The sequence below is a fragment of the Aromatoleum sp. genome, assembly GCF_032027225.1.
GTDB lineage: Bacteria > Pseudomonadota > Gammaproteobacteria > Burkholderiales > Rhodocyclaceae > Aromatoleum.
Genome location: NZ_JAVSMM010000022.1, coordinates 57,248 through 82,889 on the forward strand (window position 1 = coordinate 57,248; position 25,642 = coordinate 82,889).

The 25,642-nt window shown below is 68.4% G+C and carries 26 protein-coding genes; 15 read left to right on the forward strand and 11 right to left on the reverse strand.

Going from position 1 to position 25,642, the window contains the following annotated elements; genetic code table 11:
• The first annotated feature begins 193 nt into the window (after positions 1-193).
• From ROZ37_RS19340 to ROZ37_RS19355, 4 genes are all read left to right on the forward strand, one after another.
• Positions 194-1,621: an exonuclease domain-containing protein gene (locus tag ROZ37_RS19340; RefSeq protein ID WP_312662063.1), complete on the forward strand. Its 1,428-nt coding sequence runs from the start codon at positions 194-196 to the stop codon at positions 1,619-1,621.
• Positions 1,622-1,828: 207 nt separating this feature from the next.
• On the forward strand, positions 1,829-2,275 hold the full coding sequence (locus ROZ37_RS19345) for a disulfide bond formation protein B (RefSeq protein WP_312662064.1): 447 nt from the start codon (positions 1,829-1,831) through the stop codon (positions 2,273-2,275).
• The gene (locus ROZ37_RS19350) at positions 2,272-2,919 is read left to right on the forward strand and encodes a thioredoxin domain-containing protein (protein WP_312662065.1); all 648 of its coding nucleotides are present in this window, start codon (positions 2,272-2,274) and stop codon (positions 2,917-2,919) included. The genes ROZ37_RS19345 and ROZ37_RS19350 overlap by 4 nt, the downstream gene beginning before the upstream one ends.
• Before the next feature lie 104 nt (positions 2,920-3,023).
• Positions 3,024-3,176, forward strand: a complete 153-nt coding sequence (locus ROZ37_RS19355; RefSeq protein ID WP_312662066.1) for a hypothetical protein — start codon at positions 3,024-3,026, stop codon at positions 3,174-3,176.
• A 55-nt stretch (positions 3,177-3,231) separates the two neighbouring features.
• Here the strand turns inward: ROZ37_RS19355 and ROZ37_RS19360 are convergent, their stop codons facing one another.
• Both ROZ37_RS19360 and ROZ37_RS19365 read right to left on the reverse strand, forming a co-directional pair.
• Positions 3,232-4,443, reverse strand: a complete 1,212-nt coding sequence (locus ROZ37_RS19360) for an MFS transporter (RefSeq protein WP_312662067.1) — start codon at positions 4,441-4,443, stop codon at positions 3,232-3,234.
• 10 nt (positions 4,444-4,453) lie between these two features.
• Positions 4,454-4,972 (reverse strand): MaoC family dehydratase, encoded by a 519-nt coding sequence (locus tag ROZ37_RS19365; RefSeq protein ID WP_312662068.1) that lies wholly within the window; start codon positions 4,970-4,972, stop codon positions 4,454-4,456.
• Positions 4,973-5,078: 106 nt separating this feature from the next.
• Between ROZ37_RS19365 and ROZ37_RS19370 the strand changes: the two genes are divergently transcribed.
• Positions 5,079-5,996 carry a LysR family transcriptional regulator gene (locus ROZ37_RS19370; protein ID WP_312662069.1) on the forward strand — a complete coding sequence of 306 codons (918 nt, stop codon included), beginning with the start codon at positions 5,079-5,081 and terminating at the stop codon, positions 5,994-5,996.
• Between the two features lie 58 nt (positions 5,997-6,054).
• Here ROZ37_RS19370 and ROZ37_RS19375 read toward each other — a convergent pair whose 3' ends face one another.
• Genes ROZ37_RS19375 through ROZ37_RS19385 form a run of 3 tightly spaced genes read right to left on the reverse strand, consistent with a single transcriptional unit; the run spans position 6,055 to position 8,654 of the window.
• Positions 6,055-6,213, reverse strand: coding sequence for a DUF2474 domain-containing protein (locus tag ROZ37_RS19375; protein ID WP_312662070.1), 159 nt, complete (start codon positions 6,211-6,213; stop codon positions 6,055-6,057).
• The gene (gene cydB / locus ROZ37_RS19380; protein WP_312662071.1) at positions 6,213-7,220 is read right to left on the reverse strand and encodes a cytochrome d ubiquinol oxidase subunit II; all 1,008 of its coding nucleotides are present in this window, start codon (positions 7,218-7,220) and stop codon (positions 6,213-6,215) included. Before cydB ends, ROZ37_RS19375 begins: the two co-directional genes overlap by 1 nt.
• 3 nt (positions 7,221-7,223) lie before the next feature.
• Positions 7,224-8,654, reverse strand: coding sequence for a cytochrome ubiquinol oxidase subunit I (locus ROZ37_RS19385; RefSeq protein WP_312662072.1), 1,431 nt, complete (start codon positions 8,652-8,654; stop codon positions 7,224-7,226).
• A 243-nt stretch (positions 8,655-8,897) separates the two neighbouring features.
• Between ROZ37_RS19385 and ROZ37_RS19390 the strand changes: the two genes are divergently transcribed.
• Positions 8,898-9,461: a hypothetical protein gene (locus tag ROZ37_RS19390; RefSeq protein WP_312662074.1), complete on the forward strand. Its 564-nt coding sequence runs from the start codon at positions 8,898-8,900 to the stop codon at positions 9,459-9,461.
• Positions 9,462-9,749: 288 nt separating this feature from the next.
• The gene (locus tag ROZ37_RS19395; protein WP_312662076.1) at positions 9,750-10,670 is read left to right on the forward strand and encodes an EamA family transporter; all 921 of its coding nucleotides are present in this window, start codon (positions 9,750-9,752) and stop codon (positions 10,668-10,670) included.
• Here the strand turns inward: ROZ37_RS19395 and ROZ37_RS19400 are convergent.
• Positions 10,648-10,908, reverse strand: a complete 261-nt coding sequence (locus tag ROZ37_RS19400) for a DUF3862 domain-containing protein (RefSeq protein WP_312662079.1) — start codon at positions 10,906-10,908, stop codon at positions 10,648-10,650. The two genes, ROZ37_RS19395 and ROZ37_RS19400, sit on opposite strands and share 23 nt — an antisense overlap.
• Before the next feature lie 106 nt (positions 10,909-11,014).
• Here ROZ37_RS19400 and ROZ37_RS19405 point away from each other — a divergent pair, with 106 nt between their 5' ends.
• Together ROZ37_RS19405 and ROZ37_RS19410 are read left to right on the forward strand one after the other, a co-directional pair.
• The gene (locus tag ROZ37_RS19405; protein ID WP_312662082.1) at positions 11,015-12,238 is read left to right on the forward strand and encodes a glycosyltransferase family 1 protein; all 1,224 of its coding nucleotides are present in this window, start codon (positions 11,015-11,017) and stop codon (positions 12,236-12,238) included.
• Positions 12,238-13,023 (forward strand): UDP-2,3-diacylglucosamine diphosphatase, encoded by a 786-nt coding sequence (locus tag ROZ37_RS19410; protein WP_312662084.1) that lies wholly within the window; start codon positions 12,238-12,240, stop codon positions 13,021-13,023. The genes ROZ37_RS19405 and ROZ37_RS19410 overlap by 1 nt, the downstream gene beginning before the upstream one ends.
• Positions 13,024-13,036: 13 nt before the next feature.
• Here ROZ37_RS19410 and ROZ37_RS19415 read toward each other — a convergent pair whose 3' ends face one another.
• From ROZ37_RS19415 to ROZ37_RS19435, 5 genes are all read right to left on the reverse strand, one after another.
• Positions 13,037-13,420, reverse strand: coding sequence for a DoxX family protein (locus ROZ37_RS19415; RefSeq protein ID WP_312662086.1), 384 nt, complete (start codon positions 13,418-13,420; stop codon positions 13,037-13,039).
• A 176-nt stretch (positions 13,421-13,596) separates the two neighbouring features.
• Positions 13,597-14,148: a chromate transporter gene (locus ROZ37_RS19420; protein ID WP_312662088.1), complete on the reverse strand. Its 552-nt coding sequence runs from the start codon at positions 14,146-14,148 to the stop codon at positions 13,597-13,599.
• Positions 14,145-14,747: a chromate transporter gene (locus tag ROZ37_RS19425; RefSeq protein WP_409449980.1), complete on the reverse strand. Its 603-nt coding sequence runs from the start codon at positions 14,745-14,747 to the stop codon at positions 14,145-14,147. The genes ROZ37_RS19420 and ROZ37_RS19425 overlap by 4 nt, the downstream gene beginning before the upstream one ends.
• Before the next feature lie 107 nt (positions 14,748-14,854).
• A complete protein-coding gene (locus tag ROZ37_RS19430; RefSeq protein ID WP_312662090.1) occupies positions 14,855-15,487 on the reverse strand; it encodes a phosphoribosyltransferase family protein in 633 nt (210 codons plus the stop codon).
• A gap of 25 nt (positions 15,488-15,512) precedes the next feature.
• Positions 15,513-17,045: an FAD-dependent oxidoreductase gene (locus tag ROZ37_RS19435; protein ID WP_312662092.1), complete on the reverse strand. Its 1,533-nt coding sequence runs from the start codon at positions 17,043-17,045 to the stop codon at positions 15,513-15,515.
• 317 nt (positions 17,046-17,362) lie between these two features.
• On the opposite strand from ROZ37_RS19435, the gene ROZ37_RS19440 reads away from it, so the two are divergent.
• The 6 genes from ROZ37_RS19440 (at position 17,363) to ROZ37_RS19465 (ending at position 25,616) form a co-directional block, all read left to right on the forward strand.
• Positions 17,363-18,907 carry a cytochrome B6 gene (locus ROZ37_RS19440; RefSeq protein ID WP_312662093.1) on the forward strand — a complete coding sequence of 515 codons (1,545 nt, stop codon included), beginning with the start codon at positions 17,363-17,365 and terminating at the stop codon, positions 18,905-18,907.
• Between the two features lie 222 nt (positions 18,908-19,129).
• The gene (locus ROZ37_RS19445) at positions 19,130-19,726 is read left to right on the forward strand and encodes a hypothetical protein (protein ID WP_312662094.1); all 597 of its coding nucleotides are present in this window, start codon (positions 19,130-19,132) and stop codon (positions 19,724-19,726) included.
• The gene (locus tag ROZ37_RS19450; protein ID WP_312662095.1) at positions 19,723-20,250 is read left to right on the forward strand and encodes an SRPBCC family protein; all 528 of its coding nucleotides are present in this window, start codon (positions 19,723-19,725) and stop codon (positions 20,248-20,250) included. The genes ROZ37_RS19445 and ROZ37_RS19450 overlap by 4 nt, the downstream gene beginning before the upstream one ends.
• Before the next feature lie 81 nt (positions 20,251-20,331).
• A complete protein-coding gene (locus ROZ37_RS19455) occupies positions 20,332-20,550 on the forward strand; it encodes a hypothetical protein (protein ID WP_312662096.1) in 219 nt (72 codons plus the stop codon).
• A 148-nt stretch (positions 20,551-20,698) separates the two neighbouring features.
• Complete coding sequence (locus ROZ37_RS19460; RefSeq protein WP_312662097.1) at positions 20,699-21,331, forward strand: glycosyltransferase; 633 nt, start codon at positions 20,699-20,701, stop codon at positions 21,329-21,331.
• A gap of 553 nt (positions 21,332-21,884) precedes the next feature.
• On the forward strand, positions 21,885-25,616 hold the full coding sequence (locus ROZ37_RS19465; protein ID WP_312662098.1) for an EAL domain-containing protein: 3,732 nt from the start codon (positions 21,885-21,887) through the stop codon (positions 25,614-25,616).
• The last annotated feature ends 26 nt before the right edge of the window (positions 25,617-25,642 follow it).

The following is a 25,642-nucleotide window of genomic DNA, read 5'->3' on the forward strand; positions in this document are numbered from 1 at the left end:
GACAAATGGAGCCGGGCGCGGCGGGCAGGGGCCGCGGTCTCGCCCGCAGTCCGCTCTGGGTGCGCACCAGCACCGCTTCGAGGGACCCGCCGGCGGCGTGGCGTCGTCGGGTGTCGAATGAAGGGCGTCACGCCGCGCCGATCGCCGATAAAATGGGCGGCCTCTCTTGCCGCCGCCGGCCGTCCGGCCCACGATGATTCCCGATTTCCTTCACCCCCGCGGCCTCGCGTTCGTCGATATCGAGACGACCGGGGCGACGTCGTCGCGCGACTCGATCACCGAGATCGGCATCGTCGAGGTTGACGAGGACGGCGTGCGCGAATGGTCGAGCCTCGTGCGCCCGGACAACCCGATCCCGGACTACATCGAGCGGCTGACCGGGATTTCGAACGCGATGGTCGCCGACGCGCCGCGCTTCGCCGAGCTGGCCGACGCGGTGTTCGACCGCCTGCACGACCGCGTCTTCATCGCGCACAACGCGCGCTTCGACCACGGCTTCATCCGCGCCGCGTTCCGGCGCCTCGGCGTCGACTTCCGGCCGAAGGTGCTGTGCACCGTGCGCCTGTCGCGCCGGCTGTTTCCGGAGGAGCGGCGTCACAACCTCGACGCGCTGATCGCGCGGCACGGGCTCGAGATCGACGCGCGTCACCGCGCGCTCGGCGACGCGCAGGCACTGTGGCAGTTCTGGCAGCGCGTGCATCGGCAGTTCGGCGCGGCGCGCGTCGAGACGGTGTTGCGCGATCTCCTCGGCCGGCCGACGCTGCCGCCGCATCTCGACGCGGACCTGATCGACGCGATCTCCGACGCGCCGGGCGTCTATCTCTTCTACGGCGACAACGACCTGCCGCTCTACATCGGCAAGAGCAAGACGCTGCGGGCGCGGGTGCTGTCGCATTTCGGCGCCGACCACCGCGACAGCCGCGAGATGACGCTGTCGCAGCAGGTGCGCCGCGTCGAGTGGATCGTGACCGCCGGCGAAATCGGGGCGCTGCTGAAGGAAGCCGAACTCATCAAGACCTTGCTGCCGACGATGAACCGCAAGCTACGGCGCAGCCGCGAGCTGTGCAGCTGGCAGCTGCAGCCGCAGGCGGACGGCGGCTGGCGGCCGGAGCTCGTTTATGCGGCGGACCTGGACGTCGGACGACAGGAGCACCTCTACGGCCTCTTCCGCACGCGGCGCGCCGCCGTCACGAAGCTGCGCGCGATCGCGGCCGAGCAGCAGCTTTGCCCGCCGCTGCTCGGGCTCGAAAAGCCCGACCCGACGGGGCGCTGCTTCACGCACCAGCTGCGACGCTGCAAGGGTGCGTGCGCCGGCGGCGAACCGCGCGGCCTGCACGGCGCGCGCCTGATGCTCGCGCTGCGCGAGTTGCGCGTCGAGCACTGGCCTTATCGCGGGCCGGTCGGCATCCGCGAAGGCGACGCGATGCACGTCGTCGACAGCTGGTGCTACCTCGGCACCGCGTCGAGCGACGACGAACTGCACGCGATCCTCGACGCCGGGCGGCCGAGCTTCGAGCTCGACGCGTACCGCATCCTCGTGAAGGCGATGCGGCGCGCGAAGCTCGTCGATCTGCACGATCTCAGCGCCGCGTGCGCCGCAGGGGAACCCGACGCCGCGTGACGGCTCGATCGCGCTTCGCAACACGACGGCCCGGCCGCACATCCGGTTGTGCCACTCCGCGGAACAGTCATGTGCCGAAAACCGCCACGCCGGATACCTGAGGCCGGGTATAGTTGCGCCCGGTAGCGCGCCGGCCCGCCGACCCATGGGGAGCGAGCGGGGCCGCGCCGACCAAAACCCTTTGCCGAAACCGACCGTAATCCGCTGATGAGTACTCCTCCCGCCGCGCGCGAGCGCGAGTCTTCCGCCTGGATGCTGGCTTTCGCCGCCTGGCTCGTCGCGATGGCGTCGACGCTCGGCGCGCTGTTCTTTGGCGAGGTCATGAAGCTGCCGACCTGCGTGCTGTGCTGGTACCAGCGCATCTTCATGTTCCCGCTCGCGCTGATCCTGCCGATGGGGCTGTTCCCGTTCGACCGCAAGCTGGTCCGCTACGCGTTGCCGCTCGCGGTCGTCGGCTGGCTGGTCGCGGTATTCCACCAGCTCGTCGTCGCCGGCGTGATCCCCGAGGAGATCCGCCCCTGCACGCAGGGTGTGCCGTGTTCCCAGACCGTCATCGAGTGGTTCGGCTTCGTCACGATCCCGCTGCTGTCGGTCGCCGCTTTCTCAATCGTCATCGCGCTGCTGGTCGCGGTGCATCTCCGGAGCTCCAAATGAAGGAAAAGACGCTGTTTCTCGGCGCCGCCGCAATCCTGCTGCTCGTGTTCGTCGTCGCGATGATGACGTACAACACCGGCACGGCCGAGCAATCGGCGCAAGTCGTCGAGCAGAACCGCGATCGCCTCGTGCGCATGCATTCGCCGACGCTCGGCAATGCGCAGGCGAAGGTCCAGATCGTCGAGTTTCTCGATCCGGCGTGCGAGACGTGCCGCAGCTTCTATCCCTTCGTGAAGGAAATGATGGCGGCGAACCCCGACGACATCCGTCTCGTCGTCCGCTACGCACCCTTCCATGACGGCTCGGAGGCGGTCGTCGCGGTGCTCGAAGCGGCGCGCAAGCAGGGCAAGTTCTGGCCGACGCTCGAGGCGTTGTTCGCGTCGCAGGAACAATGGGCGCCGAATCACGCGCCGCAGATCGGTCTCGTCTGGCCGCATCTCGAAGGACTCGGGCTCGATCTCGACAGGCTGCGCGCCGACATGGTCGCGCCGGAGATCGGGCGCGTGATCGGGCAGGATCTTGCCGATGCCGACGCGCTGAACGTCACGAAAACGCCGGAGTTCTTCGTGAACGGCGAGCCGCTGCCGCGCTTCGGCTACGAGCCGCTGAAGGCGCTGGTCGACGCCGCGCTCGCCGCGCGCTGAAGCGGGAGCATTCAGCAGCGGGTTTTCTATCATTGGGGGAACCGGAGTTCCCCTTGTCGTTCATCGCGTCACCGGGGGATTTCGTCCTCGGACAGGACTCGCCGATGAACGACCATCCCCGATTGCCTTCGCATGTGCCGCTCGTCGTCGCGACGCGCGGCGGCCTCGCCGAGTCGGTGCATTACGGCTCGATCGCCGTCGTCGACGCGGCGGGTATCGTGACCGGCTGCCTCGTGCCGGTGTTCACGCTCGGTTGAATCCGGTCGGCGGGCCCGCTCGTCGGGCCCGCTCGTCGGGCCCGCCGATCTTCCGTCAGGTCGCGAGCGCGACGCGTGGCGGTGGCGCTTCGCGGATCGGCAGATTGACGACCGCGGCGAGCGCCGCGAGCGCGATGTCCGCGTACCACATCCACGAGAAGTCGCCGAACTCCATGAACGCGAGGCCGCCGAGCCACGCGCCGAGGAAGCCGCCGGTCTGGTGCGACAGCAACGTCATCCCGAACAGCGTGCCGAGGTAGCGGACGCCGAACAGCTTGCCGACGATCGCGGCGGTGGGCGGCACGGTCGCGAGCCAGGTGAGGCCGAGGCCGGCGGCGAACAGGTAGAACGTCAGCGAGGTCTTCGGCGCAATGAGATACACCGCGACGAGCAGCGCGCGCGAGCCGTACATCGCCGCGAGGATGTACTTGCTCGAATAGCGCGACACCGCGGCGCCGGCGATCAGGCTGCCGACGATGTTCGACAGGCCGATGATCGCGAGCGACCAGCTCGCGACGCCCGCGGGCAGGCCGCACAGATCGACTTCGCTCGGCAGGTGCGTGACGAGGAAGGCGATGTGGAAGCCGCAGGTGAAGAAGCCCGCGTGCAGCAGCAGATAGCTGCGGTCGCCCATCGCGCCGCGCACCGCCTTCCAGACGCCGCCATCGTCGTGCGCCTTCGGCGCCTCCTGGCCCTTCGGCGCGAGCACGCGCACGAGCGGCAGCGCCGCGAGCGTCATCACCGCGAGCGACCACATCGCGCCCATCCAGCCGACCGACTGGATCAGCTTCTGCAGAACCGGCGCGAACACGAACTGGCCGAACGAGCCGCCGGCGTTGATGACGCCGGACGCAGAGCCGCGCGCCGACAGCGGCAGGCGCTGCGCGGCGGCGCCGATCAGCACCGAGAAGCTGCCCGCGCCGGAGCCGATCGCCGACAGCAGGCCGAGCGAGACGACCAGGCCGAAGCCGGATGTCATCCACGGCGTCAGCGCGCTGCCGACCGCGAGCACGACGAGCCCGCCGACGAGCACCTTGCCCGGGCCGTGGCGGTCCGCGACCGCGCCGGCGAGCGGCTGGATCGCGCCCCAGACGAACTGGCCGACCGCGAGTGCGAAGCTGATCGTCGCGATGCCGAGGCCGGTCGAGGTGTTCAGCGGCGACACGAAGAGGCCGAGCGACTGCCGCGCGCCCATCGTCACCATCAGGATGCCGGCGGCGGCGAGCGTGACGACCATGACGTCGCGGGAACCGAGGGAACGCAGCACGTGACGCTCCTCAGCGGGCACCGGCCGGGCGCGACGCCGCGGCTGGATTCGGCATGTCGGCGGCGGCTTGCGGCTGCCGGCGCGGGACGACGAGCTTCGACGTCATCCGCTGCCGGACCTCGCCGTGCTGGTTCAGCGTTTCGCTGCGCAGCGTGACGATGCCGCGGTCGGGCTTCGAGCGCGACGGGGTGATTTCGAGCACTTCGCTGACGACGCGCAGCACGTCGCCCGGCCGCGTCGGTCCCGGCCATGCGACTTCCGCGCCAGCGCCGATGACGCCGCCCGCGAACGGCGCGCGTTCGCCGACGATGAGCCGCATCGTGAGCGCGGCGGTATGCCAGCCGCTTGCGGCGAGGCCGCCGAACAGCGATTCGCGCGCGCTCTCCGCATCGAGATGAAAGGGCTGGGGATCGAAGCGGCGCGCGAATTCGAAGATCTGGGCTTCGTCGATCGCGTGCTCGGCGCTCGTGAAGCGCTGGCCGACCGACAGGTCGTCGAGGTACAGCGGCGCGTGGTTCTGCGGGGACACGTTCTTTTCTCCGTTTTCTGGGTGCTGACGGGCTCGTACTATAGTTGCCGCACGAGAAACAAACGAGCGGCATTTCGTCGCTTCACTGTCAATGAGGTGTTGACGAATGGGCTGGCTCGCCACCTGGGAAGCGTTCGTGAAAACCGTCGAGCTCGGCAGCATGGCCGCGGCCGCGCGCCGGCTCGACTGCTCGCGCGCGCAGGTCAGCAAGCAGCTCGCCGAGCTCGAAGCCGCGTTCGGCGTGCGGCTCGTCGAGCGCACGACGCGCAAGCTGCACGTGACGCCGGCCGGCGAGGTGTTCTACCAGCAGGCGCTGCGCGTGCTCGCGCAGTTGAAGGAGACCGAGCTCGCGGTGCAGCACGTCGTCGACACGCCGACCGGCATCCTGCGCATCACCGCGTCGATCGCGTTCGGCCGGCTGCACATCGCGCCGCTGCTGCCGCGCTTCGCGGTCGACTATCCGCAGGTGCAGTGCGAGCTGGTGCTGACCGACCGCGCGCTCGACCTCGTGGACGAGAAGTTCGACCTGGCGCTGCGGCTGACCGATGCGCCGCCGGATAACGCGGTGGCGCGCAAGCTCGCGGTGATCGAGCGGCGCATCTGCGCGAGCCCGGCCTACCTCGCGCGCCGCGGCGTGCCGCGCTCGCCCGACGAGCTCGCGCATCACGACTGCTTCGCGTATCTCGGCGCGCGCACCGAGAGCGACTGGACCCTGCGCAGCCCGTCCGGCGCGCTCGCGACGGTGCCGGTGCGCGGCAAGTTCCAGATCAGCCACCTCGACGGCATCCTCGACGCGGTGCTCGGCGGACACGGTCTCGCGATCCTGCCGACCTACGTCTGCGGTGCGCTCCTCGCGCACGGCGAACTCGTCGCGGTGCTCGCGGACCACGAGCCGGTCACGAGCTTCGGCCGGCACGTGTATGCGACCTACCCGGCGAGCCGCGTCCATCTGCCGAAACTGCGCGTGTTCCTCGCCGCGCTCGAGCGCGCCTTCACGCCGGTGCCGCCGTGGGAGCGCGCCTGAGCGTCGCTAGTCCGCGCCGGTGTCGATCAACGAAGGACACCGGGTGCCGCCCCGCGTTTTACGTCGAGAAACCCGCCCAACGCATCACGAGCCGCAGCGCGAAGGCGACGAGCGCGAGCCCGATCACGCCGGCGGCCCAGATCCCCACGAGCCACCCGAGCCGCTTCGCCCAGCCCGTCGCCGTCGAGCGCCGCGCCACGTCTCCGTCGTCGGGCATCAATGGTATCCCTCGGTCTCGTCGACCTTGCCGCGGAATACGTAATAGCCCCACGCGGTGTACGTCAGGATCAGCGGGATGATCAGCAGCGCGCCGACGAGCGTGAAGCCCATGCTCTGCGGCGGCCCGGCCGCCTCGCGAATCGAGATGTCGGGCGGGATGATGTTCGGCCACAGGCTGATGCCGAGCCCGCTGTAGCCGAGGAGGACGAGGAACAGCGTCAGTACGAACGGGCCGCCGTGCGGCTCGCCGCGCAGCTGCCGCAGCAGCTGCCACACCGTCAGCACGACGAGGACCGGCACCGGCGCGAACCACAGCAGGTTCGGCATCGAGAACCAGCGCGCGGCGATGTCCTCGTGCGCGAGCGGCGTCCAGATGCTGATCACCGCGATCACCGCGAGCAGCGTCAGCGTCAGCGGCCGCGCGAGCGCGATCATCCGCACCTGCAGCGGTCCCTGTGTCTTGTAGATCAGCCAGGTGCAGCCGAGCAGCGCGAAGGTGACGACGAGGCCGGCGCCGACGAACACCGAGAACGGCGTCAGCCAGTCGAACGCGCCGCCCGCGTACGCGCGGTCGACGACCGCGATGCCCTGGATGAAGCCGCCGAGCGTGACGCCCTGGAAGAACGTCGCCGCGAGCGAGCCGCCGATGAAGGCCTTGTCCCACCAGTGCCGGTGATGCTCGTCGGCCTTGAAGCGGAACTCGAACGCGACGCCGCGGAAGATCAGCCCGAGCAGCATCAGGATCAGCGGCATGTAGAACGCCGACAGCACGACCGCGTACGCGAGCGGGAAGGCCGCGAGCAGCCCGGCGCCGCCGAGCACGAGCCAGGTCTCGTTGCCGTCCCATACCGGCGCGACCGTGTTCATCATCACGTCGCGGTCGCTCTTGTCGGGCAGAAACGGGTACAGCAGGCCGATGCCGAGATCGAAGCCGTCCATGATCACGTACATCATCACGCCGAACAGGATGATCACGGCCCAGATCAGCGGAAGGTCGATGCCCATTGCCTAGCCTCCTGTGCGGACGACCGCGCCCTCGTCCGGGTCCGGCGCCGCCGACAGCGGCCGGGCCGGCGTGCGCCGTTCGCCGGGACCGCCCGGCACCGGCCGCTCGCTCTCGTGCGTCACCGGGCCGAGCGCGAGGAGCCGCAGGAGGTAAACCAGCCCGGCGCCGAACACGACCGTATACACGACGACGAACAGCGCCAGCGTCGTGCCAAGCTGCCCGGCGCCGTGCGCCGACACGCCGTCCGAGGTGCGCATCAGCCCGTAGACGAGCCACGGCTGGCGGCCGATCTCGGTCGTGAACCAGCCCGCGAGCAGCGCGACGAGGCCCGACGGACCCATCCACAGCGCGAAGTTCAGCAACCCGCGCGAGCGGAACAGCGTGCCGCGCCACCGCGCCCACGCCGCCCAGACGCCGAGCGCGATCATCAGCACGCCGAGCCCGACCATGATGCGGAACGTCCAGAACACGATCGTCGCGTTCGGCCGGTCCTCGGGCGGGAATTCCTTCAGGCCGGGGAACTGGCCGTCGAGCGAATGCGTGAGGATCAGGCTGCCGAGCCGCGGGATCTCGATCGCGAAGCGCGTCTCTTCGCGCTGCATGTCCGGCCAGCCGAACAGCGCCAGCGGCACGCCTTCGCCGGGCTTGTTCTCCCAATGCCCCTCCATTGCGGCGATCTTCGCCGGCTGGTGCTCGAGCGTGTTGAGTCCATGGAGGTCGCCGACGACCGCTTGCAGCGGCGCGACGAGCAGCAGCATCCACATCGCCATCGACAGCATCTTGCGGATCGACTGGTTGTCGCGGCCGCGCAGCAGGTGCCAGGCCGCGGTGGCGCCGACGATCAGCGCGGTCGCGAGGAAGGCGGCGATTCCCATATGCACGAGGCGGTACGGGAACGACGGGTTCAGGATCACCGCCAGCCAGTCGACCGGCACGACGCGCCCGTCGATGATCTCGTAGCCGGTCGGCGTATGCATCCAGCTGTTCGACGCGAGAATCCAGGTCGCCGACATCAGCGTGCCGGCTGCGACCATCACCGTCGCCAGGAAATGCAGCCCCGGCCCGACCTTGTTCCAGCCGAACAGCATCACGCCGAGAAAGCCGGCTTCGAGGAAGAACGCCGTGAGCACCTCGTACGCCAGCAGCGGCCCGGTGACGCCGCCGGCGAATTCGGAGAAATAGCTCCAGTTCGTCCCGAACTGGTAGGCCATGACGATGCCCGAGACGACACCCATGCCGAAGTTCAGCGCGAAGACTTTCGACCAGAAGTGGTAGAGGTCGCGGAACATCTCGTCGCCGGAGCGCAGCCAGCGTGCTTCGAGCACGACGAGGTAGCTCGCGAGCCCGATCGTGATTGCCGGGAACACGATGTGGAACGAGATCGTGAACGCGAACTGGATGCGGGCGAGAAGCAGTGCGTCGAAATCCCACACGGTAGAACCCTCCGTTGCCGGCGATCGGAGTGTGATGCGGTCGGCTTTCGCACTGACCGCGACTTTACGGTTTCGATGCGACCGAAAGCACCGCAGGCGGCGCCGGAATTGCAAGCAATCGTCACGCAGGCCGCCGCGGCCGCGCCTGCACGCCGTCGCGAGCGCAGGTCGCCGGGGAACCGCGCCCGCGCGCTGCGGGTCGAGAGGGCTTCGGGAGGAAGAACAAGACTTTCGGAGGAAACCATGCCCGATAAGCCCCGCTCATCGACGCTCGCGAGCTGGCCCGAGGATTCGGCCGAGGCCGCGCAGCTCGTCATCGACCAGTACGGCGAACCCGACGAAGTCACCGGGACGCAGCTCACGTGGCACCGCCCCGGCCCGTGGAAGCGCATCGTCGCGTCGCGCGAAACGCACGAGCACAACTTCCCGGCGCCGCACCGCGATTCGGTCGAATCGGTGATCGACTACCGCGTGCCGGTAGACAAGATCTCGCAGCTCGCGGCGTTCGACGGCAGCGTCGTCGTCGACCGCACCGTCGGTGAGGTGTCCGCGCGCTGCCATGACGAACAGGCGAACTTCCTCGCGCTGAACCTGATGCACGACGTCGCGACCGGCGCGCAGAGCGTCGACGACGCACGCAACTACTACGCGAAGGAATTCGCCGACTACCGGCGCAAGAAGCCGACGCCGTACATGGAAAAACTGCGTTTCACCCCCGGCCACGGCGACACCGCCGATCCGGATGTCCGCATCCTTTCCGACAAGGATCTCGAAGAGGCGGTGAAGGCCGGCGAGCAGCGCGGGTAAGGGGCGACCGTTTCGCGCGGACAGAAGCGGCCGCCTCCGGCCGACTGCACAGCGTTGGCTTGCGGGCTGGTCGCTATCCGCCCCTGCGGCTGTCGATTTCCCGGCTCGACGTTCTGCCAGCACGTCTCCTTTTCCGCAGCCGAAGCAAGCCCGACCGGGCGGATCGGGTCGAAGCCCGCACCGACGCCGATGAGCCCGGCGAGCGGCCCGTTGTGGGTACAATCCGCGGTCTTTGCCCGCCGGACGAGCTCCTCCTCGCGACTCCGCTGCGGCCATGTCCGGATCCCCATGAACAAGAAGAGAATTCCCCTCGCCGCGCTCGGCCTGTTCGTACTGCTGTCGCTGATCTGGGGCTACAACTGGGTCGTGATGAAGAAGGTGATGGCGTACGCCGATCCCTTCGATTTTTCAGCGCTGCGCACGCTGTTCGGCGCGCTCGCGCTGTTCGCGGTGCTGGCGTGGCGGCGCAAACCGCTGAAGCCGGTCGCGCTCGGCCAGACGCTGCTGCTCGGGCTGCTGCAGACGACGGCCTTCACCGCGCTGATCCAGTGGGCGCTGGTCAGCGGCGGCGCCGGCAAGACGGCCGTGCTCGTCTACGCGATGCCGTTCTGGCTGCTGCCGATGGCGTGGGTGTTCCTCGGTGAGCGGGTGCGCGGGCTGCAGTGGCTCGCGGTCGCGCTCGCGCTCGTCGGCCTGGTCTTCATCCTCGACCCGTGGAACGCGGAGGGGGATCTCTTCAGCACCTCGCTCGCGCTGCTCGCGAGCGTGTCGTGGGCCGCAAGCGCGGTGATCGTGAAGCGGATCCGCGCCCGTTTCGACGTCGACCTGCTGTCGCTGACCGCGTGGCAGATGCTTCTCGGCGCGGTCGTGCTGTGCGGCGTCGCGTGGCTGTTGCCGTCCGAGCCGCCGCAGCTGACGACGTACTTCATCGTCGCGCTCGTCTACAACGCGCTCTTCGCGACCGGCCTCGCGTGGCTGATCTGGCTCGTCATCCTCGACCGGCTGCCGGCCGGGCTCGCCGGCCTGTCGTCGCTCGCGGTGCCGGCTGTCGGCGTGCTGTCGGGATGGCTCGAACTCGGCGAACGCCCGAGCGGGCCGGAATCGGCCGGCATGCTCTGCATCGCCGTCGCGCTGCTGCTGATCAGCGCGATCGCACTGCGCGCGCGGGAGCTGCAGGCGCGCAGCGTCAGCGCAGATTCGCGGAGCTGAACAGCACGACCTGGTCGGCGATGAAGTTCACCTGCACGTGGCGCGTCTCGTCGCCCCAGGTGCAGCTCCTGACGGCCATCAGGTCGCTGCATTTCGTCGGCTCGCCGAGCAGACGCTTGACTTCGTCGTATCGCATGCCGACCTTGATCTGGTCGTAATTCTCGACGGTGAGCTTGGTGCAGGCGGCAATGCCGAGCGCGAGCGCGGCGACGCCGAGGATGCGTAGCGGGTTTCTCATGCGGGGCTCCGGGGCTGGATGAATTCGCATTGTCGCCGGTCGGTGTAACACAGGCTTCATTCCGTCGTCACGGAATTTTCGCGGGTGAGGCCTAGCCTTCGGGCTCATGAAAGCCGTCGATTTCATGACCGAAGAACGCGGCCCGCGGCCTTCGCTGCGGGTCGCCCTGGTAACCGAAACGTGGTCGCCCGAAGTCAATGGCGTCGCGATGACGCTCGGCCGCATGGTCGATGGGTTGGTCGCCCGCGGGCACTGCGTCCAGTTGGTCCGGCCGCGGCAGACGAAAGCCGACCAGACGGGCGACGCGTCCGGCTACGAGGAAGTGCTCGCCCGCGGGGTCCCGATTCCGAGCTATCAGGGCTTGCGCTTCGGACTGCCGGCGAAGACGCGGCTCGCGCGGATGTGGTTCCGCCAGCGGCCGGACGTCGTGCACGTCGCGACCGAAGGCCCGCTCGGCTGGTCGGCGGTGTCGGCCGCAGCGAAGCTCGGCATCCCGGTGACGTCGGACTTCCACACCAACTTCGACCATTACAGCCAGCACTACGGCGTCGGCTGGCTCAAGCAGCCGGTGTCGGCGTACCTGAAACGTCTGCACAACCGCACCGCGCTCACGCTCGTGCCGACGCGGGCGATGGCGCAGGCGCTGCGCGACAAGGGCTATCGCAACGTCGATGTCGTCGCACGCGGCGTGGATACGCAGCAGTTCCACCCGCGCTTTCGCAGCAGCCTGCTGCGCGAATCGTGGGGCGTCGGCGACGACGGTCTCGTCGTGCTGAGCGTGGGCCGCGTCGCGCCGGAGAAGAACCTGTCGCTGGTGATCGAGGCGTTCGAGGCGATCCGGCGCGTGCGGGCCGATGCGCGGCTCGTCATCGTCGGCGACGGCCCGCTGCGCGGACCGCTGCAGACCAGGCACCCGGATTACCACTTCGCCGGCACGCGCCGCGGCGCGGACCTCGCCGCGCACTACGCGTCGGCGGACCTGTTCCTGTTCCCGAGCCTGTCGGAAACCTTCGGCAACGTGACGCTGGAGGCGATGGCGAGCGGGCTGTGCGTGGTCGCGTACGACTATGCAGCCGCGTCGGAAGCCATCGCCACCGGGCACAACGGCCTCCTCGCGGCGCCGGGCAACGCAGCCGCTTTCGTTGCGCAGGCGATCTCCGCCGCGCGCGACGACGCGCTGCGCCGGGAGTTGGGGGAGGACGCGCGCCTGAAGAGCGAGAGCCTCGACTGGGAGCGCATCCACGACAGCTTCGCACGCGCGCTGCAGGCCGTCGTCGAAGACGCCGAGCCGCAGTACGAGCTGCAGGCGGCGAACGCGGTCGCGCGCTGATGCCGGCGGTCCGCTCGGTCTTCATCTCGGACGTCCATCTCGGAACCCGGGCGTGCCAGGCCGGCCGACTGCTCGAATTCCTGCGCGAATATCCGTCCGACCACCTCTACCTGATCGGCGACATCATCGACTTCTGGGCGATGAACCGCAGCATCCAGTGGTCGGGAATGCAGAACACCGTCGTGCAGAAAGTGCTGCGCCGCGCGCGTCACGGCTGCAAGGTGTTCTTCATTCCGGGCAACCACGACGAAGCGCTGCGCCAGTACGTCGGGATCGCGTTCGGCGAGATCCGCGTCGAAAGCGAATGGGTGCACGAGGCCGCGGACGGCCGGCGCTACTGGCTGGTTCACGGCGACGAATACGACCAGGTCACGCGCCATCACCGTTGGGTCGCGGTGCTTGGCGACGTCGGCTATACCGCGCTGGTGCGGATCAACAATTGGCTGTCGTGGTTGCGTCGCGTGCTGCGTCGGCCGGGCTACTGGTCGCTCGCGGGCTACGCGAAGCAGAAGGTCAAGCGCGCGGTGAGCTTCATCTTCGACTTCGAATCGTCGATCGCGCACGCGGCGCGGAAGAAGGAGTTCGACGGCGTGATCTGCGGCCACATCCACTGGGCCGCCGACCACGAGATCGAAGAGGTGCGCTACTTGAACTGCGGCGACTGGGTCGACAGCTGCAGCGCGATCATCGAGCACGCCGACGGCCGGATGGAGGTCGTGCGCTGGCAGGGCACCGCGCTGCAATGCGAGAAGGCGCTCGCGGAGTTGCTCGAGGAGAGCGCGTAGGCGCGCTGCCGCCTCACCGGTGACGCGACCGCCACGCGTCGATACTGAAAGCGCCGGGGCCGTGGGCCGCGAGCACGAGAAAGCCGCCGGCCATCGCGACGTTCTTCATGAACGAGATGAACTGCATCTGGTTTGCGAAATCGGTGTGGAAGAACCCCGCCGCGAGCAGCGAGAAGGCCGCGAGTCCGACCGCCGCGATGCGGGTGAGGAGGCCGAACGCGACGGCCAGCCCGCCGCCGAACTCGGCGACGATCACCAGCGGCAGCAGCGCGCCGCTGACGCCCGCCGCTTCCATGTACTGCTGACTGCCCGCATAGCCGCTGATCTTGCCCCAGCCGCTGATGATGAAGATCAGCGCGAGCAGAATCCGGCCGACGAGAAGCGTCACGTCCTTCATTTTTCTCTCCTTTAAGGGGACGGCCTCTTATGTTTAGACGACGACCGGCGTCATTGCTGCAGCGCGGACGTCGGCGCCATCGAGGTCGTCGTCCCGACGGCGGGCGGAGAGCAAGCTGCGGTCCGGCCGCGGGAGGGGGCGTCGGAGGGGCTCCGCGTCGGCGGGAGGCTGTTTTTTCAAACCCAGCCGATCGCGCCCGCCGCGCCGCCGATCGCGATCAGCCAGATCGGCGCGATACGGGTCCGCAGCATCACGGCGGCGGTCGCGACGATCAGCACGCCGCCGCCGAGGCGATGGTCCGGTTCGCGGACGAATGGCAGTGCGAGCACCCATGCCGACGAAAACATCAGCCCGACGGTGACCGGCGCGAGGCCGGCCGTGAACGCGCGCACGAAGGGCGTGTCGCGCCGCTTGCTGCCCCAGCGGCTGACGCCGAGCGACAGCAGCGTCGAGGGCAGCAGGATGCCGATGAGCGCGGCTGCCGCGCCGACGATGCCCGCGATCTGGAAGCCGAGCACCGGCACGAACAGCACGTTCGGCCCGGGTGCCGCCTGCGCGAGCGCGATCGCGGTCGTGAAGTCGGCATCGCCGAGCCAGCCTCGCTCGGCGACGAGGTAGCGGTGCATCTCGGGCGCGGTCGACATCGCGCCGCCGATCGACAGCAGCGACAGCGTCAGGAAATGGACGAAAAGCGGGCCGAGGTCGGCGAGCGGCAAGCCTCCGGTCATCGCTCGCGCCCTTGCCGGAAAATGCACCAGCCCGCGAGGCTCCAGCCCGCGGCGCCGAGTCCGACCACGACCCACGCGAGCGGCACGCGCAGGATCGCGATCAGCGCGAGCGACGCAGCGCCGAGCAGCGCACAGAGCACCGGGCCCATGACGTTGCCGCGCAATGCGCCGAGCATCTTCAAGCCCATCGCGAGCATCAGCCCGGCCGCGACGGCACCCATGCCGCGCAGCGCGCCTGCGACCGCCGGATAGTCCGACAGGCCGTTGTAGCTCGCCGCGAGCACGAGGACCACGACCAGCGGCAACAGCAGCATCCCGCCGATCGCCGCCATCGCGCCGCGCCAGCCGAAGAAGCGGTCGCCGAGCATCAGCGACAGGTTCACGACGTTCGGCCCGGGCAGCAGTTGTGCGAGCGAATAGGCGTCGACGAACTCCTCGCGCGTGAGCCAGCGGCGGCGGTCGACGAGCTCGCGCTGCGCGACGGCGAGCACGCCGCCGAAGCCCTGCATCGCGAGCAGCGTAAAGACGATGAACAGTTCGAGCGGCGACTTCGGGGTCAGCGTCGTCGTGGCGACGAGCGGCGGGGGCGTGGCGTTCAGGTCGGACTCCGGCGGCAAGCAGCGCGCATGACGGCGCGAGCGAAAGCCGGGAGCTTATCCGAAAGGGGCTGCCCCGGTCCGGGTTCTGCCGCGATTTTGCCGGTCGTTCAGGCTCCCGGCTCGCGGCGGAAGCGGGCGAGGCACGCGACGACCTCGTCGTCCTCGACCTGGTCGAAGTTGCCGTAGAACTGCCCGACGGCGTGGAACATCGGTGGCGCGGACAGGCAGACGACCTCGTCGGCGTAGGGCTCCACTTTCCGCAGGCTATCCGGCGCCGCGACCGGGACCGCGCAAATCAGGCGCTGCGGCGACTGGCTGCGCACCGCGTGCAGCGCGGCGATCATCGTCGAGCCGGTCGCGAGCCCGTCGTCGACGACGATGACGACGCGGCCGCGCGGGTCGATCGGCGCGCGGCCCGGCGAATACATCTGCCGTCGCTGCCGCAGGCGTTCGAGCTGCCGTTCGCGTTCGGCCTTCAGGTAGTCCTCGTCGGCGGCGGACGGATCGGAGATGAACGACCAGCCGGTCTCGTCGATCGCGCCGACCGCGTATTCCGGCTGCCACGGCGCGCCGAGCTTGCGCACGAGCACGACGTCGAGGTCGGCGTGCAGCGCTTCGGCGAGCGCCGCCCCCATCGGCACGGCGCCGCGCGGAATCGCGAGCACCAGCGCGTTCCTGTCGCGCCACGCTCTGAGCGCTGCGGCGAGTTGGCGGGCGGCATCGAGACGGTCGGCGAACATGGCGTTTCCCTCCTTTTCGTTGCGGCTAGCGTTTCAGCTCCGCGCGTTCCAGCGGTCTCGCCGCGGGGCCGTGCAGCGGCATGCCGTCGACGTCGAAGCGCGAGCCGTGGCACGGGCAATCCCACGAACGCTCGGCGGAGTTCCACGACACGACGCAACCGAGATGCGTGCAGGCGGCGCTGTGCACCCGCAGTTCGCCATTGGCTTCCCGCGACACCGCGAGCCGCCGCGCGCCGTCGCGGACGATCGCGCCTTCGCCGGGCGGAATGTCGTCCGCCGACTCGACTTCGCCGCCCTTGAGCCAGTCGCCGTACTGCGCGAGCGAGTTCGCCTGTTCGCGCACGAACTCGCCGAGCCCGTGCGTCGGCTTGCGCGCCGGCTCGTAAAGCCAGGTCCAGGGGTTGTCGCGCCCCATGATGAGGTCGGTGACGAGCATCGCGCCGGCGGTGCAGTGCGTCATGCCGTTGCCCGAGTCGCCGGTGATGATGTAGACCTTGCCATCGCCGAGCGGGTTGCGACCGAGATACGCGACACCGTCGGCCGGTTCCATGACTTCGCCGGACCAGCGGTAGTCGACCGCGCCCGCCATCGGGAAGCGCTCGCGCACCCAGTCCTCGATGGTCCGGTAGCGGTCCTGCGGCTGCGCCTCCTGGCCGACCTTGTGGTCGCAGCCGCCGACGATCAGGTAGTCGTGATCGGCCTGCGGGTCCGGCGTCGCGACGCGCACGTAGTAGTACGGGTCGCCGTTGTCCCACAGCAGGATCCGCGGCACCGAGCCGCGCGGCACGCGCAGGCCGAGCACGTAGGTGCGATACGCGGACTGCTTCGTATGCATCACGACGCGGTCGTTGAACGGCGTGTTCGTCGCGACGACGACCGCGTCCGCTCGCACTTCGCCGGCCTCGGTGCGCACGACCTGCAAATGGCGCTGCGCTTCGATGCCGAGCGCCCGCGTCTGCGTGTAGATCTGCCCGCCGCGCCGCACGATCGCGTCGGCGAGGGCGGCGAGGAAGCGCAGCGGGTGGAACTGCGCGAGGTTCGCAAAGCGCACGCACTGCCCGGTGTCGAAGCTCAGATCCGGCGCGCGCACCACTTCGTCGACCGCGACGCTGGCGCGCAGCGCTGCCGTGAACTCCTCATGCAGCCCGGCCAGGCCCGGCGTCGTCAGCGAGAACAGGTAGCCGTCGAGGCGTTCGAACTGGCAGTCGATGCGCTCGCTGTCGACGATCGCGCCGACTTTTTCGGTCGCCTGCGCAAAGCTCTCGGCGACCACTTTCGCGCCGTCGGCGCCGAAGGCCTTTTTGATGTGGTGGTAGCGGTTGTCGGGCGGAAAGAAATGCGCGGTCGTGCGGCCGGTGTCGCCGGCGCCGACTTCTGCCGCTTCGACGAGCACGACGCGCCGGCCTTCGAGCGCAAGCAGATAGGCGGTCGTCAGTCCCGCGATGCCGCCGCCGATCACGCAGACGTCGGTATGGACCGACGTTGCCAACGGTGCGAAGCGCGGCATGTCTGCGCTCGCCATCCAGATCGAAGTGGAGCCGGGGTGGGGGACAGACATCGTTCGCCTCCTTGTGCGGTCGAGTAGCGCTGCGCGTCGGCCGCCGCCGCGGCTCGGGCGTTGCGTCGACTGGCGCGCGCTGCGCTTAGTTCGGCGGCGGGTCGTCCGAGGGCGCAGCATTCGGTGGCCGGAAGGACGGGCCGGGCACGCCGCTCGCATCCCGGCTGTATAAGCGCCGGGCATGCCGGTTGCTCGATGGCATTCGCGGGATTCAGCGTCTAGTGTTCGAGCGGGCGTCCGGCCCGTCTTGGGCAGTCTGCCCGGCGAACCGGTACGAATCCGTTGCAGCTTTCGACGCAAAGTCAAAGGAGAGAGCGATGAAAGGAAGACGCTGCCCGGTTCTCGGGGCTGGTATCGCCGCAGCAACGCTGATGATCGGCACGGTGCCGAGCCATGCCCAGGACGGCACGGCACAAGGGGCGGCGCCGCCCCGGGACGCGGTCGTCGAAGCGCAAAGCCCGCGACAGGTCCGGGTCGCGCGGCCGGAGCAGCGTCTGACCGATCATGATCGGTCGCCCGATTTCGGCCCCGAGAAGCCCGCGCCGTCGTCGCCCGCGTTCCGCAATCAGCCCGACGAGGGCCGCATGCTCGGTTTCGATTTCGCTCGCGATCCGCTGAACGCGAAAAAGCCGATGCAGACCTTCGACGAGATCATGCGCGCCGATATCGCGGCGAAGCCGAAAGTCATGCAGACGCAGCGCGCGCTGCTGGAGAGCCGCTACGATCTCGCGCCGCGCTTTCACCCGGAGGCGAGAATGACGCGCGGCAAGCCGGTACCGGTCGGGCCGACCGCGCGGCTCGCCCGCGGCGTGAGCTGGGAGAGCCTCGGAGCGATGGCGCCCGAAGAAATCCGCACGCGCGGGCTCTTTCCGTACCCGAGCCTGCCGCATCCGAAGCAGGTGGCTGGAGGGCAGGTGTTTCCGCAGATGCAGATCGACATGTTCCCGCGGCTCGAGCGCTTCGACGTCGAGTTCGACCTGCCGGACGCGTTCCTGCCCGAATTTCCGCCGGCGATCTTTCTGCAGAACCGCCCGGAGCTCGGCGACGTGTCGCGCGGCGAGGTCGTGTCGATCAACAACTTCCACCGCCTGTTCAAGGACTTGTTGACGCCGGTGCAGCTCGACGGCCTGCGCCTGTTGCTGACGCCCGCCCCGCAGGAGGAATTCAACGCGACCGACGATCGCAAGAGCCCGCAGCCGGTGCTCGGCGTCGCCTGTCTCGACTGTCACGTCAATGGTCACACGACCGGCCAGTTCCACCTCAGCCCGGACATCCGCCCGCAGGAGCGGCGCTTCCGGCTCGATACGGTGAGCTTGCGCGGGCTGTTCAACCAGCAGATCCACGGCTCGAAGCGCAGCCTGCGCTCGGTCGAGGATTTCACCGAGTTCGAGTTCCGCACTGCCTACTTCAACGGTGATGCGATCCGTGCGATGAAGAAGGGCATCACGATCTTCGACCGCATTCAGGTCAGCCACATGGCGCAGATGCAGAACATGCTCGACTTCCCGCCGGCGCCGAAGCTCGACGCGACGGGCCGACTGGATCCGGCGAAAGCGACCGAGCAGGAGCTGCGCGGCGAGCAGATCTTCTACGGCAAGGGTCGTTGCGGCAGCTGTCACATGCCGCCGGCCTTCCTCGACCACCAGATGCACGACCTGCACGTCGAGCGTTTCCTGGACGAGCCGCCCGACGGCCCGATCAAGACCTTCACGCTGCGCGGCATCAAGGAGAGCCCGCCGTACCTGCACGACGGGCGCCTGCTGACGCTCGAGGACACGGTGGAGTTCTTCAACCTCGTGCTGCGCTTGAAACTCGAGCCTCCGGAGAAGGAGGATCTCGTCGCGTTCATGCGGCAGCTGTAGCGGGAAGCGGCGCGGCCGATGCGGTTCGGAAATGAAAGACATGCGCTCCCAGATGGGCTCCGCACAGGCGACGACCGCCGCCCGCTCCATGCGGGCGGTGCCGGTCGCCGCGCGCGCCTCTGTCGGCGGTGGCGGGGAGATGGCCGTCGCGCGATCTGCGCCGGAGCGGCGGCTGCATCGGCTGCCGGGCAGTCAGCGTCCTTCGGCACGACGGACGAAATCATGGCCGATCTGCTCGACGAAGCCGTAGCGCGCTTTCGCGCGCTGGAAAGCTATTTCGCGACGCTGCACTCGGTCGGACGCGGCGGTGATCGACAGGTGGTGCATTACTTCTATCGCACACCGGGCTGGGTGCGGATCGAATGCGTCGATCCGCATCGCGGCGCGGTGCTGATCTACGACCCCGCCGCGCGGAAGGTAAGGCTGTGGACCTTCGGCCTGGGCTGGGGATTCGGCTTCGCGCCCGCGCTGAGCCTCGCGCCCGACAATCCGCTGGTCCGCAGTCCCCGCGGGCATACCGTCGATCGCTCGGACGTCGGTGCGCTGTTCGAGAATCTCCAGGCGCTGCGCGCCGGCGGAAGCTTCGCCGCGCTCGGTGCGGCGACGGTCGCGGGGGAGCCGGCCGTCGGCTTCGAGGTCGCCGGCGCGGCCGGCGTCATCGTCGGCGGGGCGCATCGCAACCGGGTATGGCTCGCGCCGGACACGCTGTTTCCGCGGCGAGTCGAAAACTTCGACGAGGCGGATGAACTCGTCGAAACCGTCGACCTCGTCGACGCCGAACTCGACGTCGATCTTCCCGAAAGGTTCTTTGCGCCATGAGGATGAACGAGCCGCCGACGACCCTCGCGCGCGAACGCGCGACCCGGTACGACGTGACGACCTTGTGGCGCTTCGACGCGCCGCTCGAAGCGGTCTGGGACGCGATCGTCGACGCCGGGAACTGGCCGGTCTGGTGGCCCGGTATCGAGGAGGTCGTCACGCTCGCGGCCGGCGATGCGGAGGGTGTCGGGGTGCGGCGCTGCTGCACGTGCCGCGGCGTGCTGCCGTTTCGCCTGACGATCGTCACCTGCGTCACGCGGGTCGAACCCTTGCGCCTGATCGAAGGCCGGGTCGGCGGCGAACTCGAAGGCGTCGGTCGCTGCCATCTCGGCCGCGACGCGCGATTCACGACCGTGCGCTACGAATGGCAGGTGCGCACCGTGCGCCGATGGATGAATCGTCTCGGCCCGCTGGCGAAACCGGTTTTCCGCTGGAACCACGTCGCGATGATGCACGCCGGCGGCGCCGGCCTCGCGCGTTACCTCGGTGCCCGTTCGATGCCGCAGACCGGGGGAGCCGCGTGACGTCACGCCGGGAACTTGCGGGTAGCATTTCGATACCATCGCGGCGGTGCGGGCCGGCAACGCGTTTCCTATGCTTCGTGGATGCAGGCGTGGCGACGCGACGACGGCCGGTTCTATTACGCCCTCATCACCGAGGATCTCTTCGGGCTCGTGTTGATGATCGCGCACGGCGGCCTGACCCCGGCGCGCGTATGCACCGTGCCGATCTCCGCCATCGAGGACGGCGAGAAGATCCTCGCCGACATCGCCCGGCGCCGTCTCGCCCACGGCTACAAAAGGCACGACGCCGGCGTGACCTAGTCTGCACGGCGCCGAACCGGCGTCTTCCGCTGCCCGCGTTCCCAGATCTCGGATCCCGCTCGGCGGCGAAATCACTTGGCTCGGATACGAGATGATTCCCAGATTTCTTCATCAAACCTGTGTCCGGCAGACATGGGAAGAACGGAAGTTGGCGCAGAAAGCCCGGCGCCTGATGCCGGATTGGGATTACCGGCTTTACGGCGACGACGAAAACGCGGAATTGCTGCGGGCCGTGCTGCCTGAATACGAGCAGCAATATCTGCAATTGCCCCACGGGGTGATGCGGGCGGACATCGCGCGCTGTCTTTATCTTTACCGCTATGGCGGCGTCTATTTCGACACCGATTACAAATTCTTCAAGCCGTTTCCGGCCGACCTGCTCGCCGAACGCTGCGTGCTCGGCGTCGAGGAAGAGCTGAATTCCGCACTCGGGCGGCCGAAGCTCGGCAACGCGATCATGTGTTCCGAAAAAGGCTTCCCGGTGTGGCTGGAATTCGTGCGCAGCGTCTTCGCGCGAACCGGCGCCGACGAATCCGACGTCGTGTTCAGGAGCGGTCCGCACGCGCTGACGCTGTTCCTGGACACCAACCCGCAATTTTCCAGCGACGTCCGCATCCTTCCGTCGTCGGTGCTCTATCCCGATTTCGACCGCTTCAAGCTCTCCGCCGTCGAAGACGAGCGCACGGTGGGCGTCCACCTGTGCTGGGGCTCGTGGCGAAACAAGTCGCTCGTCCAGACCGCACGGAACAGGCTGCGAAGAATCGCATCGGCTACGTTGTAGCAAACGTCCGGCGCTGCCTGCCGCGATCCGTTTCGGCGCTCTCCGCTGGCGCAGCTGTCGGCATCGCCGCGGGATATCCGCTCGCTCGTTCCCGCGCCGCTCCGCATTGCCGCCGGCAGCCAGCCATCTCCTTCGCCCCACGCCTGGCCGAAGAGGCCGAGCAGGATTTCCGCCCGAGAACAGGACCGTGCCCGTCCCTCCCGATCTGCGTCCTCGCCGGTCTGGCCGCCGACGACCCCGCGCGAACGCCCCGCCTCGTCATCGCACATCTGATACGCGTCGGCATGGACGCGGTAGTTTCACGTATCGCAATGACGGTAAAAACATATATATTTACAATTTGGTTCAGATGGCGATCCTCTTTGGAAACACTGCGTCGCCGAGGGGACGAGTGCAGACAGGGTCGCTTCCCCCGAAAGTCTCGTGCGGCCCGCCGCATTCGCGTCGCGTTCGAAGTCGGGCACGGGGACGTTCCGGTCGAAGTCCCGCGCATCGCTGTTCCCTCGCGGCGATCGATGAAACACTTTCTTCAGCGAGCACCGCGATGTCTTCCATGTTTCTCCGATCGAGTCTGGGCGCCAAGTTCGCGGTCGCGTTCGTCGTTTTCCTGTCGCTGACGGTCACCAACGCGACGGTGATCGACGGTCTGCTGAACAAGCTGCACCGCGTCGCCGACACGATCAACGTCGCCGGACGCATGCGGATGCTGAGCCAGCGTGTCGCGTTCCAGGCGCTGCTCGTGCTGCAGGGGCGCGCGGGGGCGGCGGAAGTCGAGCACGCGGTGCGAGATTTCGAGGCTGGGCTGAATGCGCTCGAACGGGGCGGGCGCGCCTTCGGTTACGACGTGCGCCCGTCGCCGCCGGCGATCGTCGGCGCGCTGCGCATCGTCCGCGAGACGTGGACGGACTACGACGCGGATATCAAGGCGCTCCTCCGGACCAGTCCGCCTGAGGCCGTTGCGGGCGCTCTCGAGCACGTGACCGGCGACTCGGCGATCCTGCTGAGCAATCTCGAGGCGGTCGTCGCCGGCCTGACTCAGCAAGCCAACGACGAGCAGCGCGACGCGCTCACGCTCATGAACCTGCTGATCGCGCTCGATGCCCTGCTGCTGGGCCTGGCGCTGCTCGCGGTGCGGCGCCACGTCATCGTGCCGCTGCGCGATCTGTCGGCGGTCAGCCGGCGTTTTGCGACGGGCGATTATTCGCCGCGACTGGCGACGACGGTCCACGGCGAGATCGGACAACTCGCCGCCGACCTGAACCGCCTCGCCGAACAGACCGAGCGCCAAATGCAGCGCATCGACTTCGACCGGCGCCAGCTCGAGAACCACGAAAGCCTGTTGCAGACGATCGTCGACACCGTGCCCGACTGCGTCGCGCTGATCGGCGCCGACGGACGGCTGCGGAGCATCAACCGCGCGGGCCTCGCGATGCTCGAAGCGGGGCGCGCCGGGGACGTCGTCGGCAAGCGCTTTCTCGAGCTCGTTCCGAGGCGGCACTATCCCGCGCTGCAGCGGCTGTCGCGCGAGATTTCCGAGCACGATCCGGTCGCGCTCGAATTCGAGCTGGTCGGGCTCGGCGGCACGCGGCGCTGGGTGGACACCCAGGCGGTGCTGCTGCCGTCGGACGGCGGCGAGGAAGGCGTCATCGTCAGCGTGACCCGCGACACGACCGAACGGCGGCGTTCGGTCGAGCACTTGCGGGTGCTGTCGCGGGCGATCGAACAGAGCCCGTCGCTGGTCGTGATCACTGACCCGAAAGGGCGCATCGAATACGTCAATCCGAGCGTGACCCGCATCACCGGCTACGTGCCGGCCGAAGTGCTGGGCAAATCGCCGAAGGTCTTCGCATCGGGCAGCACGCCCGGCGGCGTCTATCAGGACTTGTGGGGAACGCTGAGGAGCGGCGAAGTCTGGCGCGGCGAATTGCTCAACCGGCAGAAGAACGGCGAACTGTACTGGGAGCACATGGTCGCCTCGCCGATCAAGGACAGCAGCGGGCAGGTCACCCACCTCGTTGCGGTGAAAGAGAACCTGACCGAGCGCAAGCGCGCCGAGCGGGTGCTGGGGCGGCTGAATCGCACGCTGCGGCTGATGACGCTGTGCGATGAGGCGCTGGTCCGGATCGGCGACGAAAGCGAACTGCTGCGGCGGCTGTGCGACACGATCACGCGCATCGGCGGCTACCGGTTCGCATGGGTCGGTTATGCCGAGCAGGACGAGCGCAAGAGCGTGCGGCCGATCGCCTGTGCCGGCTACGAGGAGGGCTACCTTGCGACGCTCGACATCAGCTGGGACAGGGCGGTGTGCGAAATCGGCCCGATCGGCAAGGCGCTGCGCACCGGGCGGCCGGTGGCCGTCAACGACATCGCGCGGCAGCGCGACTTCGTGAACGGCCACGAAGCGCTCGCGCGCGACTATCTCGCCTGTGTCGGGTTGCCGCTGTGCAACGACGGGCAAGTCCTCGGGGTGCTGGCGATCTATGCCGGGGAGATCGGCGCGTTCGACGACGAGGAAGTCGATCTGCTCGCGAAACTTGCGGAGAACCTGGCTTACGGTATCGGGTCCTTGCGCACCGCGGCGCAGCAGAAGCGCACCGAGGAAACGCTGCGGCTACGGAACTGGGCGGTCGAATCGAGCAGCAACGGCATCGCGATCGTCGAGCTGTCGTCGCTCGCCACACCGATCATTTACGTCAATCCGGCGTTCGAGCGAATGACGGGTTACTCGTCTGCCGAGACGGTCGGACGCAACGGCAGCTTCCTGCTCGGCGATGACGTCGATCAACCGGCGATCGCGGAACTGGAAGAGGGGCTGCGCCGTCGCCGGGAAACGGCCGTGGTGCTGCGGACCTATCGCAAGGACGGGACGCTGTTCTGGAGCGAAGTATCGCTCGCACCGATGCGCGAACCGGACGGTGATGCCAAGTACGGCCTGATCGTGATGAACGATGTGACCGAGCGCAAGCATTACGAGGAGCGCCTCGAATACCTGGCGAGTCATGACGGGCTGACGGGCCTGCCAAACCGCAATCTGCTGATCGACCGCGTCGGGCAGGCGATCGCGAATGAGCAGCGGAACCGGCGCAATGCGGCGATCCTGTTCATCGACCTCGATCATTTCAAATACGTCAATGACAGTCTCGGCCACAACGTCGGCGACCGGCTGCTGATGGCGGTCGCCGAGCGGCTGACGTCCTGCGTGCGCGACCACGACACGGTCGCACGGCTGGGCAGCGACGAATTCGTCGTCGTGCTGCAGGATGTCGAGGGCGAGGCGCAAGTCGTTTCGGTGATCGAGCGGATCCAGGGCACGATCGCCAGTCCCTACCTGCTCGAGGACAACGAGCTTTACGTGTCGTCGAGCATCGGCGCGAGCCTGTGCCCGCGCGACGGCAGCGACGTGCAGACGCTGCTGATGAACGCCGACACCGCGCTCTACCGCGCCAAGGCGCGCGGGCGCAACAACTTCCGGTTCTATGCCGCGGAGATGAACGCGAACGCGGGCGAGCGCATCGCGCTGGGCGGCAAGCTGCGGCGTGCGGTGGAGAACGACGAGCTCCTGCTGCATTTCCAGCCGCAGATCGACATCGCTTCGCAGCGCATCGTCGGCGCCGAAGCGCTGATTCGCTGGCGCCATCCGCAACTCGGCATGGTGCCGCCGGCGAAATTCATTCCGCTCGCGGAGGAAACCGGGATCATCGTGCCGATCGGCGAATGGGTGCTGCGCGCCGCGTGTGCGCAGAGCAAGGCATGGATGGAGCGCGGGCTCCCGCCGGTGCGCATGGCGGTCAACTTGTCGGCCTGTCAGTTCCGCCAGGAGAACCTGGCTGACCTCGTTGCGTGCATCCTCGACGCCCATGGGCTCGAGCCCGGCCTGCTCGAGCTCGAGCTGACGGAGAGCATGCTGATGGACGATCCGAACTCGGCGATCGAGACGATGCACGAGCTCAAGGCGGTCGGGATGCGACTGTCGCTCGACGACTTCGGGACCGGCTACTCCAGCCTGAACCGACTCAAGGGCTTCCCGATCGACGCGCTGAAGATCGATCGGTCCTTCGTGAAGGACATCACCACCGACCCTGCCGACGCGGCGATCAGCTCCGCGGTGATCTCGCTCGCGCACAGCCTCGGCCTGAGCGTCGTGGCCGAAGGCGTCGAACGGGTCGAACAGCTGGAATTCCTGCGCGCGCAGGGCTGCGACGAAATGCAGGGCTTCTACTTCAGCCCGCCGCTTGCCGCCGACGCGTTCGCGGCGCTTTTGCAGCAGAGCGGCACGCAAGGCTGAAAATCTCTGGCACGTGCCGTGCCGTG